We start from the raw sequence: 15325 nt of genomic DNA, 5'->3' as shown, positions 1-15325 counted from the left end.
ACCGCGCCAGCGGCGGCTGCCCCGCAGGTTTCATTCCGGCTCCGCCTCGCCATCGTCATCCTCGCTGGCCTCGAAGCGCCGCCGCGGCCAGACGATCTGGACCACGGCGCCATGGTCGGGGAAGGTGCGATTGCTGAACGAGACCTTGGCCCCGGTCCGCTCCAGCAGGGTGCGGGCGATGAACACGCCGAGCCCGAGTCCGCCGCCCTGGTTACCTCCCGGGCCGTCCTCGGCGCTGGGCCGCCGCGACAGATAGGGCTCGCCGATCCGCTTCAGGATGTCAGGCGCGAAGCCGGGGCCGTCGTCGGACACCACGATCTCGACCGTCTCGTTGTTCCACCAGGCGTTCACCTCGACGGCGTTGTGCGCGAAATCGACGGCATTTTCCAGGATGTTGCCGACGCCATAGAGGATCGCCGGGTTGCGCGAGCCGACCGGCTCCTTGGCCGCGGCCACCGCGACGCGGACCTTGATGTCGACGCCAAAGTCGCGATGCGGTGCGACCGTCTCCTCGATCAAGGTCGACAGCTTCATCCGGTCGTACATCGATCCGATCGAGGACAGCTGGGTGATCTTGCCGAGAATGTCGCGGCAGCGCTGGGCCTGCTCGCGCAATGTCTTGATGTCGGACGTGACCTGGCTGTTGTCCTGCAGGGCGCGCTCCAACTCGCGCGAGATCAGCACGATGGTCGCGAGCGGCGTGCCGAGCTCGTGCGCGGCGGCTGCCGCGAGACCGTCGAGCTGGGTGAGGTGCTGCTCGCGCGCCAGCACCAGCTCGGTGGCCGCCAGCGCGTCCGACAGCTTCCGCGCCTCCTCGGTCACCTGGAACGCATAGAGGCTGGTGACGCCGATCGCGAGCGCGATCGAGAGCCAGACGCCGAACAGGTAGATCGGCGGGAAGATCAGCGGCTCCTCGCCTTCCCACGGCAGCGGCAGGTGCATGAAGAACAAGGCGGTGGCGCAGGCGACGGCGAGCAGGCCGAGCATGATCGTCAGGCGGACCGGCAGCGCGGTCGCCGAGATCAGCACCGGCGCGAGGAACATGTAGGAAAACGGATTCTCCAGCCCTCCCGTGAGATAGAGCAGCACCGTCAGCTCGATGATGTTGAGCGCGAGCAGGCCACCGGCGTGGGCCGGCTCCAGCAACTGCATCGGGTTGAAGGCGATCTGCAGGCCGAGATTGAGCAGCGCCGAGATGCTGATCACCGCCAGACAGGGCACCACCGGCAGGTCGAACTCCAGCCCCTGCACCACGATGAAGATTGCGCTCAACTGACCGAGCGCCGCCAGCCAGCGCAGTCGCAGGATGGTGTCGAGCCGGACGCGCTGGCGCGGATGGCGATAGTCGGTGTCGGGCGTGTCGATGATCAGGGCGTCGTCGGTCATGACGGGAACCTAATGCCGCGCAGGCGCGGCGACAAATCTGGGCGGCCGTTGGTGGCCTGTTGCGGTTTGCGGCACAATGCCTCAATGAACCCCTCCCATGACGCAAGATGACGCAGTGCCGACCCTCTCATCCGATTCCGGCTCGGTTTCGCCCGCGATTGCCGTGTCGCGGCTGACCAAGGTCTACAAGACGACGACGGCCGTCGACGGCATCTCCTTTGCGATCCGCCGGGGCAGCATCACCGGGCTGCTCGGCGGCAACGGTGCCGGCAAGACCACGACGATTGCGATGATCATGGGGCTGGTGCAGCCGACCTCGGGCGAGGTCGCCGTGCTCGGCCACAGCATGCCGGACGAGGCGGCGGCCGTGCTGGGGCGGATGAACTTCGAGAGCCCCTATGTCGACATGCCGATGCGTCTCACGGTGCGGCAGAACCTCACCATCTTCGGCCGGCTCTATGCGGTGGACCACCTCAAGGAGCGGATCGCCGAACTCGCGTCGCAGCTCGACCTGACCGACTTCATCGATCGCGCCAATGGCAAGCTCTCGGCCGGGCAGAAGACGCGCGTCGCGCTGGCGAAGGCGCTGATCAACGATCCCGAGCTGCTGCTCCTGGACGAGCCGACCGCCTCGCTCGATCCCGACACCGCCGACTGGGTGCGCGGCCATCTCGAGCGCTATCGCGCGCGCCGCGGCGCCACCATCCTGCTCGCCTCCCACAACATGCTGGAGGTCGAGCGTCTGTGCGACCGCATCATCATCATGAAGCGCGGCCGCATCGAGGACGACGACAGCCCGGCGCAGATCATGGCGCGCTACAACCGCTCGACGCTCGAGGAGGTGTTTCTCGACGTCGCCCGCGGCCGCGACCGGGAGGCGGCGCAATGAACGATCTTTCCCTCCACATCTCGCCCCACCGGATCGGCGCGATGATCCTGCGCTACTGGTACCTGCTGCTGTCGTCCTGGCCGCGGCTGCTGGAGCTGATGTACTGGCCGACCCTGCAGATCATCACCTGGGGGTTCCTGCAGACCTACATCACCGCCAATGCCGGCTTCTTCGCCAAAGCCGGCGGCACGCTGATCGGCGCGGTCATCCTGTGGGACATCCTGTTCCGCGGCCAGCTCGGCTTCTCGATCTCCTTCCTGGAGGAGATGTGGGCGCGCAACATCGGCAACCTGATGATGAGCCCGCTGACGCCGATCGAATTCCTGCTGGCGCTGATGACGATGAGCCTGATCCGGCTGGCCATCGGCATCATTCCGATGACCCTGATCGCGGTCTGGTTCTTCGACTTCAACTTCTACAGCCTCGGGCTGCCGCTGATCGCGTTCTTCTGCAACCTGATCTTCACCTCCTGGGCGGTCGGAATCTTCGTGTCGGGGCTGGTGCTGCGCAACGGGCTCGGCGCCGAGAGCATCGTCTGGACGCTGATGTTCGCGCTGATGCCGCTGGCCTGCGTGTACTATCCCGTCCAGGTGCTGCCGCATTGGCTGCAGCTCGTCGCCTGGTCGCTGCCGCCGACCTACGTGTTCGAAGGCATGCGCGCGCTGCTGGCCGATCACGTCTTCCGGTCCGACCTGATGCTGACCGCGCTCGGGCTCAATGCCGCCCTGCTGCTGGCGTCGTTTGCGGCATTCATTGCTCTTTTGCGCAGCGCGCGCCGCGCCGGCTCGCTGCTGGCGGCAGGGGAATAATTGCGCTTTTCCCGTGGATTTCCGGGCTCATTTCGTCGCTTTGCGGCGTTGACACGTACAACACCGCATTGACGCTTAATTACGCATTCGGCAGTATGCTGCGTTGCAGAGAGGTTGAACGAGAATGCCGATAGGTGAGTTTGGCGGTGCACCGCCCCTGGCGTCGGAAGGCAGTCCGGTCCTGACGACACCGATGTACTGGATGTACGAAATGGCGCATGCATCGCTCAATCCGGCGCGCGCTGTCACCGATGCCACCAAGATCCTGTTTCAGAACCCGCTCAATCCCTGGGCGCATACCGAGATGGGCAAGTCGGTCGCAGCGGCCTGCGAGCTGTTCGAGCGCACCACGCGCCGCTACGGCAAGCCCGAATGGGGTCTCGACGAGACCGAGGTCAACGGCATCCGGACCCCGGTCGAGGTCCGCGCGATCTGGGAAAAGCCGTTCTGCCGGCTGCTTTATTTCGACCGCAAGCTGACCCGCCCTCTGCGCGCGCCCCAGCCCCGGCTCTTGATCGTGGCGCCGATGTCCGGCCATTACGCGACGCTGTTGCGCGGTACCGTCGAGGCGTTCCTGCCGACCCACGAGGTCTACATCACCGACTGGTCCGACGCGCGGATGGTTCCGCTGGCCGAGGGCCGTTTCGACCTCGACGACTACATCGACTACGTCATCGAGATGCTGCGCTTCCTCGGCACCAACATGCACGTCATGGCGGTGTGCCAGCCGGCGGTGCCGGTGCTGGCCGCGGTGTCGGTCATGGAGGCCGAGCGCGATCCGTTCGCACCGATCTCGATGACCCTGATGGGCGGCCCGATCGACACCAGGCGCAATCCGACCGGCGTGAACAATCTCGCCCAGGAGCGCGGCATCGACTGGTTCCGCAACCACGTCATCACCAAGGTGCCGTTCCCGCATCCCGGCGTGATGCGCGACGTCTATCCGGGCTTCCTGCAGCTGAACGGCTTCATCAGCATGAACCTCGACCGCCATGTCGACGCCCACAAGGCGCTGTTCGCCAACCTCGTGAAGGGTGACGGCGACCAGGTCGACAAGCACCGCGACTTCTACGACGAGTATCTCGCCGTCATGGACCTGGCTGCGGAATATTATTTGCAGACGGTTGAGACGGTGTTCATCCGACACGCGCTGCCGAAGGGCGAGATGACCCACCGCGGCACGCTGGTCGACCCGTCGAAGGTCACGCGTGTGGCGTTGATGACCGTCGAAGGCGAGAAGGACGACATTTCCGGTCTCGGTCAGACCGAAGCGACGCATGGACTCTGCTCGTCGATCCCGGATCATCGCCGGGTTCACTACGTGCAACCAGGTGTCGGTCATTACGGCGTGTTCAACGGCTCGCGATTCAAGTCGGAGATCGTGCCGCGCATCAACGATTTCATGTTGTCGGCGGCCGATCCCAAGTCGCTGCTCGCCATTGCGGCTGAATGAGCGACAATCACATTCACCGCGCATCCGAATCCGGCTGCGCGGTAACTCTTTGAAGGGACGGTAGAAACCGGAATTCAGGAGTGACTCAAGCAGTGAATGTGGCGTCGCTCCTTGAGCGATGCTTTTGAATCTGAATTCATATCTTCGGGAGCCTGAGAGGCCCAACTGCTGGGGTGCGGAACCTTCGGAACCCCTGTATGTTGGGCAAATGATTTGTTTTTGCGCCGAGCGCTTTCCCTGGCGGTGGATATGGCAAAATCCGGGCGAGTTCTTACCCCCCGGACTGACAGAAATGGCCACTCGCGCGCTACTTTATCGGCGGCCCGCCGAACCCTCGCGTCTTCTCGTCAAGCACGGCTCGCAAATCTACTCGATTAGATTGCGGCGTCACCGTCGTGCGCGACGTTATACCCTGAGAATTCATCCGTCGGATCGCGAAGCGATCCTGACGATGCCTCCGCGCGGCACCATCATCGAAGCGAAAGACTTCGCGCAGCGTCACGGCGCGTGGATCGCGGCGCGTCTCGGCCGGCTGCCGAAGGCGGCGCCATTCCTGCCGGGCACGTTGGTGCCGCTGCGCGGCGTGCCGCACAAGATCGTGCATCGCGCCGGCGAGCGCGGCACGGTGTGGACCGAGACGCGCGACAGCGGCGAGAAGATCCTGTGCGTGGCCGGCGGGATCGAGCACACCGAACGCCGCGTGCTCGACTTCCTCAAGCGCGAGGCGCGCCGTGACCTGCAGAAGGCCGCCGACGGCTATGCCGAGCAGCTCGGCGTCAAGGTCAAGCGGCTGTCGATCCGCGACCAGTCGAGCCGCTGGGGCTCGTGCACCTCGGCCGGCTCGCTGTCGTTCTCGTGGCGTCTCATCCTGGCGCCGCCCTTCGTGCTCGACTATCTCGCCGCGCACGAGGTCGCGCATCTGATCGAGATGAACCACTCGCCGCGGTTCTGGAAGGTGTGCGGTAGAATCTGCGCCTCGGTCGAGCGCGCCAAGAAGTGGCTCGACACCTGCGGCAACGATCTGCATCGCTATGGCATCGACGACTGAGGTCTCGACGACAGACCTCTCGACGATGTGAGTCCCAATGGCCCGGCCTTCTGGTCCGGGCCATTTCTTCGTCGGGTTCCAATCTGCATCGATGAACTCAGAACCCGCCTGCGGACTATCGAATTCTTAAGCCTTCTCGCCTGCAGTCGCAGGATATTGCCCAAATCGGCGGCGCCTTAACGTGGCTGTAACGCTGCGCTCGCCAGATTTACCGCAATCAACCCAAGGTGACGTCCCAGCGAGCTGCCGGGCCGTTCGCTGCAACCAAAGCGCCGATCGTTTCTCTCGAAACGTGCAGCGCGCCTCGAATCGAACGATGTTTGCAAGCGAGTTTCAACCGGCCGCATCCACACAATTGCTCTCTGCCGCGCTCGACGGTGCCTCCGAGGCGATTCTCTTTCTCGACGCGCAGGGCCACGTCCAGCACGCCAATCAGGCGGCGTCGGTGCTGCTGCGGCGTGAGCCGGCCGCTCTGGTCGGCGCCGACCTCGAAAGCCTGGGTCTGCCCGCGGATCTGATCGCGGCGACCCCGTGCGCCGAGGCGACCGACGCGCAGCAGGAGCCGGACCAGTCCGACGCCCGCGAAATGACGATGCGCCATGCCGACGGCGGGCGGACCCGCCTCCGCCTGTCGTTGTGCGCGCTCCCGCCGGGCCGGGAGGATGAGCCGGTCCGTTCGTTGCTGTTCATTCGTGACGTGACCACCGAAGTCGACATGCGCGAGCGCAATGCGCTGCTGACATCGGTCGCCGATCGGACCAACCGGGCCGTCATCGTCACCGATCGCCATCTCAACGTCCTGTACACCAACGCCGCCTTTGCCAGCCTGTTCGGCTACACGCCTGAACAGGCGATCGGGCGCCGCGCCGAGGAACTGCTGACCGGCCCCTGCACCGATCCCGCCATCGTCAACCGGCTGAGGCAATGCCTCGAGGACGACCGCGGCATCGAGGAGGACGTGCTGGTCTACGACAAGGACGGCTGCGAGATCTGGACGACCGCCTATGTCAAGGCGCACCGGACCAGGCGGGGCAAGGTCAGATATCTGTTCGGGCTGCTCACGGACATCCGGGAGACCAAGCAGCTGCGCTCGCTGCAGCAGCTGATCATGGCGTCGCTGGCGTCCGACGTTTCGATCACGACCATCGCCGATCAACTGTGCCGCCGGGTCGAAGAGCTCGCCCCTGACGTCGTCTGCTCAATCCTGCACGTCGATTCAGATGGGCACGTGCATCCGCTCGGCGGCCCGAGCCTGCCGGCCGATTTTTCCGCCAGCCTCGACGGGATCCCGATCGGGCCGGACGTCGGCTCCTGCGGCACCGCCGCCTATCTCTGCGAGCCGGTGCTGTCGCGCGACATCGACAATGATCCGCGCTGGCAGCCCTACAAGGCCGGCCCGCTCGCCGCCGGCCTGCGCGCCTGCTGGTCGTCGCCCATCAAGGGCAAGGACGGCCGCGTCATCGGCACCTTTGCCTTCTACTTCCGTGAATGCCGCGGCCCCAGCCCCTGGCACGAGCAGATCGTCGCCGCCTGCGTCCAGCTCGGTGCGCTCGCCATCGAGCGCCAGGAGGTCCGCTCGACGATCTCGCAGGTCGCCTATCACGACATGCTGACGGGCCTGCCCAACCGTGCCCGCATCCCGTCGCTGATCGCCGAGGCCATCAAGGCCTGTCCGGAAGGCGGACACGTCGCCGTCGCCTTCCTCGACGCCGACAATTTCAAGGACGTCAACGACACGCTGGGCCATGCCGCCGGCGACGAGTTCCTGGTCGGCTTCGCCAACCGCCTGCGGGCGCAGATCCGCGCCGGCGACATGCTGGGCCGGCTCGGCGGCGACGAGTTCGTGATCGTGCTGCAGAACCGCGATCCGCTCGAGGCCTCGCTGGCGGCGGCGCGGATCACCGCGGCGCTCGCCATGCCGCTGACGATCGGCAAGCGCCAGGTGCCGATGTCGGCGAGCATGGGGCTCAGCCTCTATCCCGACAACGCCAAGGACATCGAGACCCTGATCAAGCAGGCCGACGCGGCGATGTACAAGGCCAAGCGCGGCGGCCGGGCGACCTACCGTTTCTTCAGCGCCGACATCGACAAGCTCGCCGAAGAACGGCTGATGCATTCGACCGCGCTGCGCGAGGCGATCGCCAGCGAGGCCCTGACCCTGCACTATCAGCCGCAGATCCGCACCCGCGACGGCGCGATCCACGGCGTGGAAGCGCTGGCACGCTGGCACGATCCGGTGCTCGGCGAGGTCTCGCCCGCCAAATTCATTCCGCTTGCGGAAGAATGCGGCCTGATCGAGCAGATCGGCGTGTGGTCGATCAAGCTGGCCTGTCAGCAGATGGCGTCGTGGCGACGCGCCGGACTCGATATTCCCTGCATCTCGGTGAACCTGTCGCCGATCAACTTCCAGAACGTGAACCTGGCGGCGATGGTGGCGCAGATCCTGGCCGCCAACGACCTGCCGGCGAAGATGCTGATGCTGGAGATCACCGAGGGGGTCATCCTCAACGAGCGCGCCACCGTGATCGCGACCATGAACGAGCTGCGCAACATGGGCGTCGGGCTGTCGCTGGACGATTTCGGCACCGGCTATTCCAGCCTCAGCCGGCTGGCGCAGCTGCCGATCGACGAGCTGAAGATCGACCGCAGCTTCATGCGCGATTTCGAGAACGACAGCGGCACGCGGGCGATCGTCACCGCGGTCGTGCGCGTCGGCCAAAGCCTCGACGTGGCCGTGGTCGCAGAAGGGGTCGAGACCGAGCCGCAGCGCAAGCTGCTGGCCGAGCTCGGCTGCGACGCGATGCAGGGCTTCCTGTTCGCGCGGCCGATGGCCGCAAGCGCCTTCAGCCGTTGGCTGCTGGACTACAGCGCCCACCGCGCGAGCCTGATGCTGCGGCAGATCGGACGCGCCTTGGCGCAAGGCGCCGGCTCCGCTGCCGCCGAGACGTCACCGCGTCCTGTCGCGGCGGCCGCGAGCTGACAGGCCAGCCACCGGCATCCGTCCCGAACGCGAGGATCAGCTCGGCCGCGTCACAACGCGCCGAGCCGTTGCCCTGTCATCGCCGCTCCTGCGTGCTCCCGCAGGACGGCGGATGTGACGCAATCGAACCGCTCAGCGCCGACCACCGAACAGCCGGTCGACCAGCCAGCCATCGAGGCCGGCGGCGGGCTCCGGCCGCACATTGTTGCGGCTCGTTGGCGGCGCCGAGCGCGCAGAGTAGGCGGCATTGGGGGCAGGGGACGTCGGCGCGGTGATCTGCGAGGCGATCTGCGCCAGGGTCGGGACCAGGCCGGCGCCTTGCGCGTTCGGGAGCGCCGCGACCGGCACGCCCTGATGCGCCGCGCGCATGAAACGGGTCCAGACCTCGACCGGCAGGCCGCCGCCGGTCGCCTTCTTGGTCGGCGAGTTGTCGTCATTGCCGAGCCAAACGCCGGTGACGAGATGCGCGGTGTAGCCGATGAACCAGGCGTCGCGGAAATCCTGGCTGGTGCCGGTCTTGCCGGCTGCGGTCCAGCCTGGAATTTCCGCCTTCTTCGCGGTGCCGGAGATTAGTGTCTCCTGCATCATCTGGTTCATCATCGCGGCGTTGCGCGGCTCGATCACCTGCACCGGCTGCTCCGTCTGGCGCATGTAGAGCAGCTTGCCGTCGAGCGTCCTGATCCGCGTCACCACATGCGGCGAGACGGCGAGGCCGCCATTCGAGAACGGCGCGTAGGCGCCGACCAGCTCGATCATCGACACTTCGGAGGTGCCGAGCGCGATCGATGGGTTGGGATCGAGCTTGGAGGCGATGCCGAGCCGGTGCGCGGTGCGCACGACGTTCTTCGGCCCGACCTCGAGACCGACGCGCACCGCCACCGTGTTGAGCGACATCGCCAGCGCCTGGGTCAAGGTCACCGGGCCGAAATATTCGCGGGTGTAGTTCTCCGGCTTCCAGCCCTTCAGATCGAGCGGCGCGTCCTGGCGGACCGTGTCCGGCGTCAGGCCCTGCTCGATCGCGGTGAGATAGACGAACGGCTTGAACGCCGAGCCGGGCTGGCGTTTGGCGGTGACGGCGCGGTTGAACTGGCTGTCGGAATAGTTGCGGCCGCCGACCATGGCGCGCACGGCGCCGTCCGGCGTCATCGCCACCAGCGCCCCCTGGCTGACGTTGAACTTGACGCTCTTGGCCGCGAGCTCGTCGATGATGGCCGCCTCGGCGACGCTCTGCAGCTTCGGATCGATCGTGGTCTCCACCACGATCGATTCCTCGACCTGGCCGACGAGATCGTCGAGCACCTCGCCGATCCAGTCGGCGACGTAGTTGATGGTGCCGGCGCCCGCCGGCTTCACTGCGACGGAAGGGTGCGCGATCTGGGCCTGCGCCTGGGCGTCGGTGATGAACTTGGCGTCGGCCATCGCCGCGAGCACGGTCTGCGCGCGCTTGGCGGCGCCCTCCGGGTTGCGGTTCGGCGCCAGCCGCGACGGAGACTTGACGAGACCTGCGAGCATCGCGGCCTCGCCGATCGTCACCTGCCGCGCTGACTTGCCGAAATAGCGCTGCGCCGCCGCCTCGACGCCATAGGCGCCGGAGCCGAAATAGACCCGGTTGAGATACAGCTCCAGGATCTCGCGCTTGGAATATTTGCGCTCCAGCCACAGCGCCAGCTCGGCCTCCTGCAGCTTGCGCGCCAGCGTACGCTCCTGGGTCAGGAACAGGTTCTTGGCGAGCTGCTGCGTCAGGGTCGAGCCGCCCTGCGACACGCCGCGATGCAGGACGTTGGCGACCACGGCGCGGGCGATGCCGATCGGATCGATGCCGAAATGCTGATAGAAGCGGCGGTCCTCGATGGCGATGAAGGCCTTCGGCAGATAGGGCGGCAGATCCTTCAGCGCGACATTGGCGCCCGCCATCTCGCCGCGCTGCGCCAGCATGCTGCCGTCATAGCCCACGATCTCGATCGTCGGCGGCCGCTTCGGGATCTCCAGCGACTGGATCGGCGGCAGATGCGCGCCGGCCCAGATCACGACGCCGACCAGCGCGATCACGCCCCACAGGCCGCAAACCAGTGCCCAGTAGAACATGCGGCCGACCGACATCCCCCAGCGTGACTTGGCTCGGGCAGGCTTCGGTTTCGGTGGGGTGGCTTTCGGCGCGCGCGCCGGCACATCGTCCTCGTCGTCCGGCTCGACCGGCCTTTTCTTTGCAGCGGACTTCTTGGGCGCGTTGTCGGAGGGAATCCGATCCTTGGGGTCGAGGCGCAGATCGGCCATCGCGGCCGCAAGACCGAATCGCGGCTCCTTGCGTCCGCCGCCCTGTTTCCGTCCCCGCGCCATACGCAACCCGAGCCCGCGATCCCGCCGTCCGACCACGGTAATGTCCGGAGTTTAAGGGGCAGTTAGGAAGAGCTTAACGCGCGATTAGGAGTTTCGCGCTCGTAACGCCGCGTTATGGTTAAGCTAAGGTAAACAACAACAGACGAGGGAGTTCATGGGCCATATCGATCCCACCAAGGAGGTGTTCGCGCAGTTCCGGGAGAACGACCGCCCGGGTCCGATCCACATGCTGAACCTGGTGCGACTGCGCAAGGAGGCGGCCTATCCCGACGGACGCAAGGTCAGCGGCGCGGAAGCCTATGCCGCCTATGGCCGCGAGAGCGGCCCGGTGTTCGAGCGCCTCGGCGGCCGCATCATCTGGCAGGGCCGCTTCGAGCTGATGCTGATCGGCCCGCAGGAGGAGCGCTGGGATCACTGCTTCATCGCGGAATATCCGTCCGTGCAGGCGTTCGTCGAGATGATCCGGGATCCCGTCTACCGCGAAGCGGTGAAGCACAGGCAGGCGGCGGTGGAAGACTCGCGGCTCATCCGGCATGCGGTACTGCCGGTGGGGAAGAACTTTGGCGAGGTGCCGGCGTAGTTTTTTCTCAGCAGTGTTGGTCGAAGTCGACGCCCCATCGGCGGTAGGTTCCCTCCCCCTTGTGGGGGAGGGTTAGGGAGGGGGTAGCTACGAGGACGGTCGCCCGGAGGCCCCCCCTCCCCAACCCTCCCCCACAAGGGGGGAGGGAGCGCAGCGGGGGACTTTGCGAGAGTGTTTTCTACAGTGGAATGCAGTCCGCGAGCGTGGGATCGCTCGATAGGCTCGCCAATGCTGGGGCTGCGGGCTTGCACAACGCATAAGTTTATGCTTATGTGTCGTCATGATCGAGAGTGACATCTTCAAGGCGCTGGCCGATCCGACGCGCTTCGCGATCTTCGAGAAGCTCGCGGCCGGCGGCATGAATGCCAGCGCCCTTCGCGAAGGTTTGACGATCAGCCAGCCGGCGATGTCGCAGCACCTCGCGGTGCTGCGGAACGCAGGGCTGGTGCGGGAAGAGCGGCAGGGCCGCTTCGTCAACTACGAGGTCGATCCGAATGGCCTGGCGCACATCGCGCGCTGGCTGGCGAAGTACCGCGCCTACTGGCCGTCACGGGTCGATGCATTGAAAACCCTGCTGAAGGACATGGACCAATGACCGATCTCGAGGCTGACGCGCAGGGCGATGAACTGGTGCTCGACTACCAGCTTGATGCGCCGCCGGAGAAAGTCTGGCGTGCCATCAGCAGTCCGGCGCTGCGCGACACCTGGCTGCCGCCCGGCGACCTCGCCGATGCTGCGCCGATCTCGTCGACGCCAGGCGAGGAAGTGCGCTACCGCATGCGCGACGACGAGCCGCCCTACCTCGAGAGCATCGTGACGTTCCAGGTCATCCCCAACGCCGATGGCGGCACGCGGCTCAGGATCATCCACGGACTGGCCGCGGCGCCGCTGATGCGGCGGACGCCGCCAGCGGCGAACAGCAACATGCGCAGTCTGATGCGCGCGGCCTGACGCATCAACTCATCAGCAACTCACTGAACGGGAGCTCGCGCATGCGCGACACGATGCAACTCGTCCCCATGGTCATCGAGCAGTCGAGCCGGGGAGAGCGATCCTTCGACATCTATTCGCGGCTGCTGCGCGAGCGGATCGTCTTCCTCAACGGCGAGGTCAACGACACCGTCTCCGCCCTGGTCTGCGCGCAACTGCTGTTTCTCGAGGCGGAGAACCCGAAGCGGCCGATCCATCTCTACATCAATTCGCCCGGCGGCGTGATCACCAGCGGGCTGGCGATGTACGACACGATGCAATTCGTCAAGGCGCCGGTGCACACGCTGTGCATGGGAACGGCGCGCTCGATGGGGTCGTTCCTGCTGATGGCGGGGGAGCCCGGCGAGCGGACGGCGCTGCCCAATGCGAGCCTTCACGTGCATCAGCCGCTCGGCGGCTTCCAGGGCCAGGCGTCCGACATCCTGATCCACGCCAGGGAGATGGAGCAGACCAAGCGCCGCATGATCCGGCTCTATGCCGAGCATTGCGGACGCAGCTACGAGGATGTCGAACGTACGCTCGATCGCGACCACTTCATGACGGCGGATGAGGCGCAGCAATGGGGCTTGATCGACCGGGTCGCGAAGCAGAGGGCGATGGGCGAGTAGCGTGAACGGCACGTTCGACCGAGAGTGCACGACGTGCCGGATGCCCCGCCGGCGCGGGGCATGACAGTGGTGTCTGCGGCAGCAGGAGCGACGAAGGGGCGCAATCCGTGCCGCAACGCAAAAGGGCTGCGCCGTTGCGCAGCCCTTTACCGGTGATGTCGTCATTCCGGGCGCGCGCAGCGCGAGCCCGGAATCCATTTGGCGTGATATTCGGTTGTGAGATGGATCCCGGGTTCAGCCCTATCGGGCTGCCCCGGAATGACGAGGGGGGCGCTAACCTGCCGCGCCCTTGTCCTCCAGGATCGGGCCGAACAGCTCCCAGCGCTCACCGTTGAACTTCATCATCTGCAACTGCTTGTTGACGCGGTAGTCGGTCGGCGAGGTGTTGATCTTCATGCCCGGCAGCGACAGGTCGCCGACGACATCCTTCAGCGACGTCGCCTGCTTCATGACGTTCTCGCGGGTGAGATTGTCGCCGCACATGCGCAGGATGGTCACCAGCAGCTCGGCGTTGCCGTAGCCATAGGTGTTGAAGTTCGAGTTCTTGTCGCCTTCAGGATAGTACTTGGCCATGAACTCGAAATAGCGCTTCATGCCCGGATCGTCTTTCCACTGCGGATCGAGCGGGTCCTTGCCGTAATTGACCGAGATCACGCCCTTGGACGCCTCCAGCCCGGCCGGCTGAAGCACCGCACCGACCGACGTCGCATTGATGTCGACGATGTGAACCGGATGCCAGTCGAGCTCGTGCAGCTTCTTGATCGCCTGCGCCGCCTGCTTCGGCGTCGCGGCCGAGAACAAGAGGTCGGCGCCGGCCGCCTTGAGCTTGAGGAGCTGGGAGTCGATGGTGGGGTCGGAGACCTCGTAGGAGGCCTCCGACACGATCATCGTCGCCGCCTTGTCGCCGAGGCCGGCCTTGATGCCGTTGAGGTAGTCCTTGCCGAGATCGTCGTTCTGATAGAGCACGCCGACCTTGGCATTGGGGTGCTCCTTCAGAATGTACTGGCCGTAGATGCGGCCCTCGGTGAAGTAGTTGGGATTGTATCCCATGGTCCAGGGGAAGTTCTTCGGATCGGTGAACTTGGTGGCGCCGGTGGCCGCGAACAGCTGCGGCACCTTCTTGGCGTTCAGGTATTTCTGGACCGCGGCGTTGGACGGCGTGCCGATGATCTGGAACGTCAGCAGCACCTCGTCGTCCTCGACCAGCTTGCGCACCTGCTCCACGGCCTTCGGCGGCGAGTAGGCGTCGTCATACTGGATCAGCTTGATCTTGCGGCCGTTGATGCCGCCCTGCTCGTTGATCATGTTGAAATAGGCGGCCTGGGTCTTGCCGATCGAGGCATAGGCCGAGGCGGGACCCGAGAACGGCACGGTCTGGCCGATCTTGATCTCGGTATCCGAAGCGCCGGGATCGTACTTCTTCTGGGCCGAGGCTGACGTGACGGAGAGGGTGACGGCCAGAGCGGCCGCCCCTGCAAGACGGAAATATCCCTGTCGCATGGGGTCTATCGTTCCTCCTGATTTGTTGTGCGGCTGGTCTGCCCAATGGGCGCCATCGCTGGAAGGCAGTGTGGAGGAACGGCTTGGCGGACGCAAGGCGAGCGGAGCGCGGGTGGGGCGGTTCCGCGGGGCGGGGGCGTGTGCTGATTTCGTCGCCTTTCGGCGAGAGCATTGGCCTCATGGTTCGAGACGCGCCGCAAAGGCGGCGCTCCTCACCATGAGGGTGGAGATTGCGCCGCGAATTCCGCCCTCGTCCTGAGGAGCCCGCCGGAGGCCGGCGTCTCGAAGGACGGCCGCAAACTCGATGGTCAGCCCGCGAGCCAGACCAGCACGAGGCCGATCGCGGCCGGCACGCTCTGGATGAACAGGATCTTGCGGCTCGCGGTGGCCGCGCCGTAAAGCCCGGCGACCAGCACGCAGAGCAGGAAGAAGATCTTGATCTGGAACGCGAAGGCCGGCGTCGGGTGGGCCAGGCCCCAGAACAGGCCGGCGGCGAGGAAGCCGTTGTAGAGGCCCTGATTGGCGCCGAGCACCTTGGTCTGCTCCGCGCGCTCCGGCGTGTTGTTGAACGCCCTCAAGCCGGCCGGCTTGGTCCAGAGAAACATCTCCAGCACGAGAATGTAGACGTGCAGCAGGCCGATCAGCCCGACGACGATGTTTGCAATCAATGCCATGGTTCGGCTCCCCCAAGCCTGCGTGAGCCGGCGCTGGTGCCGGTCCCCTTTTTCAAATCGGCTCCGAGCGG

General features: G+C 65.7%; 13 protein-coding genes. 9 read left to right on the top strand and 4 right to left on the bottom strand.

Annotated elements, in window-relative coordinates:
* Positions 1-30 precede the first annotated feature (30 nt).
* Entirely contained in the window at positions 31-1386 is a 1356-nt protein-coding gene (locus ACQR1F_RS23715; protein WP_315803833.1) for an ActS/PrrB/RegB family redox-sensitive histidine kinase, read from the bottom strand.
* Positions 1387-1483: 97 nt separating this feature from the next.
* Between ACQR1F_RS23715 and ACQR1F_RS23710 the strand changes: the two genes are divergently transcribed.
* The 5 genes from ACQR1F_RS23710 to ACQR1F_RS23690 all read left to right on the top strand — a co-directional run bounded on the left by ACQR1F_RS23710 (position 1484) and on the right by ACQR1F_RS23690 (position 8565).
* Positions 1484-2275 carry an ABC transporter ATP-binding protein gene (locus ACQR1F_RS23710; RefSeq protein WP_316238010.1) on the top strand — a complete coding sequence of 264 codons (792 nt, stop codon included), beginning with the start codon at positions 1484-1486 and terminating at the stop codon, positions 2273-2275.
* Complete coding sequence (locus ACQR1F_RS23705; RefSeq protein ID WP_316238011.1) at positions 2272-3084, top strand: ABC transporter permease; 813 nt, start codon at positions 2272-2274, stop codon at positions 3082-3084. The genes ACQR1F_RS23710 and ACQR1F_RS23705 overlap by 4 nt, the downstream gene beginning before the upstream one ends.
* 124 nt (positions 3085-3208) lie before the next feature.
* Positions 3209-4537, top strand: a complete 1329-nt coding sequence (locus tag ACQR1F_RS23700) for a polyhydroxyalkanoate depolymerase (RefSeq protein ID WP_315803830.1) — start codon at positions 3209-3211, stop codon at positions 4535-4537.
* 208 nt (positions 4538-4745) lie between these two features.
* Positions 4746-5585, top strand: coding sequence for a M48 family metallopeptidase (locus ACQR1F_RS23695; protein ID WP_315803829.1), 840 nt, complete (start codon positions 4746-4748; stop codon positions 5583-5585).
* A 316-nt stretch (positions 5586-5901) separates the two neighbouring features.
* Positions 5902-8565: an EAL domain-containing protein gene (locus ACQR1F_RS23690; RefSeq protein ID WP_434913969.1), complete on the top strand. Its 2664-nt coding sequence runs from the start codon at positions 5902-5904 to the stop codon at positions 8563-8565.
* 132 nt (positions 8566-8697) lie between these two features.
* Here ACQR1F_RS23690 and ACQR1F_RS23685 read toward each other — a convergent pair whose 3' ends face one another.
* Positions 8698-10902 (bottom strand): transglycosylase domain-containing protein, encoded by a 2205-nt coding sequence (locus tag ACQR1F_RS23685; protein WP_434913968.1) that lies wholly within the window; start codon positions 10900-10902, stop codon positions 8698-8700.
* Positions 10903-11056: 154 nt separating this feature from the next.
* Here ACQR1F_RS23685 and ACQR1F_RS23680 point away from each other — a divergent pair, with 154 nt between their 5' ends.
* The 4 genes from ACQR1F_RS23680 to ACQR1F_RS23665 all read left to right on the top strand — a co-directional run bounded on the left by ACQR1F_RS23680 (position 11057) and on the right by ACQR1F_RS23665 (position 13080).
* On the top strand, positions 11057-11482 hold the full coding sequence (locus tag ACQR1F_RS23680) for a DUF1330 domain-containing protein (RefSeq protein ID WP_315803828.1): 426 nt from the start codon (positions 11057-11059) through the stop codon (positions 11480-11482).
* 280 nt (positions 11483-11762) lie between these two features.
* Complete coding sequence (locus tag ACQR1F_RS23675) at positions 11763-12077, top strand: ArsR/SmtB family transcription factor (protein ID WP_434913967.1); 315 nt, start codon at positions 11763-11765, stop codon at positions 12075-12077.
* On the top strand, positions 12074-12433 hold the full coding sequence (locus tag ACQR1F_RS23670) for an SRPBCC family protein (RefSeq protein ID WP_434913966.1): 360 nt from the start codon (positions 12074-12076) through the stop codon (positions 12431-12433). The genes ACQR1F_RS23675 and ACQR1F_RS23670 overlap by 4 nt, the downstream gene beginning before the upstream one ends.
* 41 nt (positions 12434-12474) lie before the next feature.
* Positions 12475-13080, top strand: coding sequence for an ATP-dependent Clp protease proteolytic subunit (locus ACQR1F_RS23665; RefSeq protein WP_434891580.1), 606 nt, complete (start codon positions 12475-12477; stop codon positions 13078-13080).
* Between the two features lie 273 nt (positions 13081-13353).
* Here ACQR1F_RS23665 and ACQR1F_RS23660 read toward each other — a convergent pair whose 3' ends face one another.
* Positions 13354-14580, bottom strand: coding sequence for an ABC transporter substrate-binding protein (locus ACQR1F_RS23660; protein WP_315803823.1), 1227 nt, complete (start codon positions 14578-14580; stop codon positions 13354-13356).
* A 308-nt stretch (positions 14581-14888) separates the two neighbouring features.
* Complete coding sequence (locus ACQR1F_RS23655) at positions 14889-15254, bottom strand: DUF1304 domain-containing protein (RefSeq protein ID WP_434913965.1); 366 nt, start codon at positions 15252-15254, stop codon at positions 14889-14891.
* Between the last annotated feature and the right edge of the window lie 71 nt (positions 15255-15325).

Origin of the sequence: Bradyrhizobium sp. HKCCYLS3013 (assembly GCF_051167615.1) — a bacterium.
In the GTDB taxonomy this organism is placed as follows: domain Bacteria; phylum Pseudomonadota; class Alphaproteobacteria; order Rhizobiales; family Xanthobacteraceae; genus Bradyrhizobium.
This window is presented reverse-complemented; position numbering and strand designations above follow the sequence as displayed.

What these genes read in the sequence shown, in the direction of transcription:
- ACQR1F_RS23710 (WP_316238010.1), top strand. Translation starts at nt 1,484, where the DNA reads ATGACGCAAGATGACGCAGTGCCGACCCTCTCATCCGATTCCGGCTCG.
- ACQR1F_RS23685 (WP_434913968.1), bottom strand. Translation starts at nt 10,902, where the DNA reads ATGGCGCGGGGACGGAAACAGGGCGGCGGACGCAAGGAGCCGCGATTC.
- ACQR1F_RS23700 (WP_315803830.1), top strand. Translation starts at nt 3,209, where the DNA reads ATGCCGATAGGTGAGTTTGGCGGTGCACCGCCCCTGGCGTCGGAAGGC.
- ACQR1F_RS23660 (WP_315803823.1), bottom strand. Translation starts at nt 14,580, where the DNA reads ATGCGACAGGGATATTTCCGTCTTGCAGGGGCGGCCGCTCTGGCCGTC.
- ACQR1F_RS23675 (WP_434913967.1), top strand. Translation starts at nt 11,763, where the DNA reads ATGATCGAGAGTGACATCTTCAAGGCGCTGGCCGATCCGACGCGCTTC.
- ACQR1F_RS23695 (WP_315803829.1), top strand. Translation starts at nt 4,746, where the DNA reads ATGATTTGTTTTTGCGCCGAGCGCTTTCCCTGGCGGTGGATATGGCAA.
- ACQR1F_RS23715 (WP_315803833.1), bottom strand. Translation starts at nt 1,386, where the DNA reads ATGACCGACGACGCCCTGATCATCGACACGCCCGACACCGACTATCGC.
- ACQR1F_RS23665 (WP_434891580.1), top strand. Translation starts at nt 12,475, where the DNA reads ATGCGCGACACGATGCAACTCGTCCCCATGGTCATCGAGCAGTCGAGC.
- ACQR1F_RS23655 (WP_434913965.1), bottom strand. Translation starts at nt 15,254, where the DNA reads ATGGCATTGATTGCAAACATCGTCGTCGGGCTGATCGGCCTGCTGCAC.
- ACQR1F_RS23705 (WP_316238011.1), top strand. Translation starts at nt 2,272, where the DNA reads ATGAACGATCTTTCCCTCCACATCTCGCCCCACCGGATCGGCGCGATG.
- ACQR1F_RS23680 (WP_315803828.1), top strand. Translation starts at nt 11,057, where the DNA reads ATGGGCCATATCGATCCCACCAAGGAGGTGTTCGCGCAGTTCCGGGAG.
- ACQR1F_RS23690 (WP_434913969.1), top strand. Translation starts at nt 5,902, where the DNA reads ATGTTTGCAAGCGAGTTTCAACCGGCCGCATCCACACAATTGCTCTCT.
- ACQR1F_RS23670 (WP_434913966.1), top strand. Translation starts at nt 12,074, where the DNA reads ATGACCGATCTCGAGGCTGACGCGCAGGGCGATGAACTGGTGCTCGAC.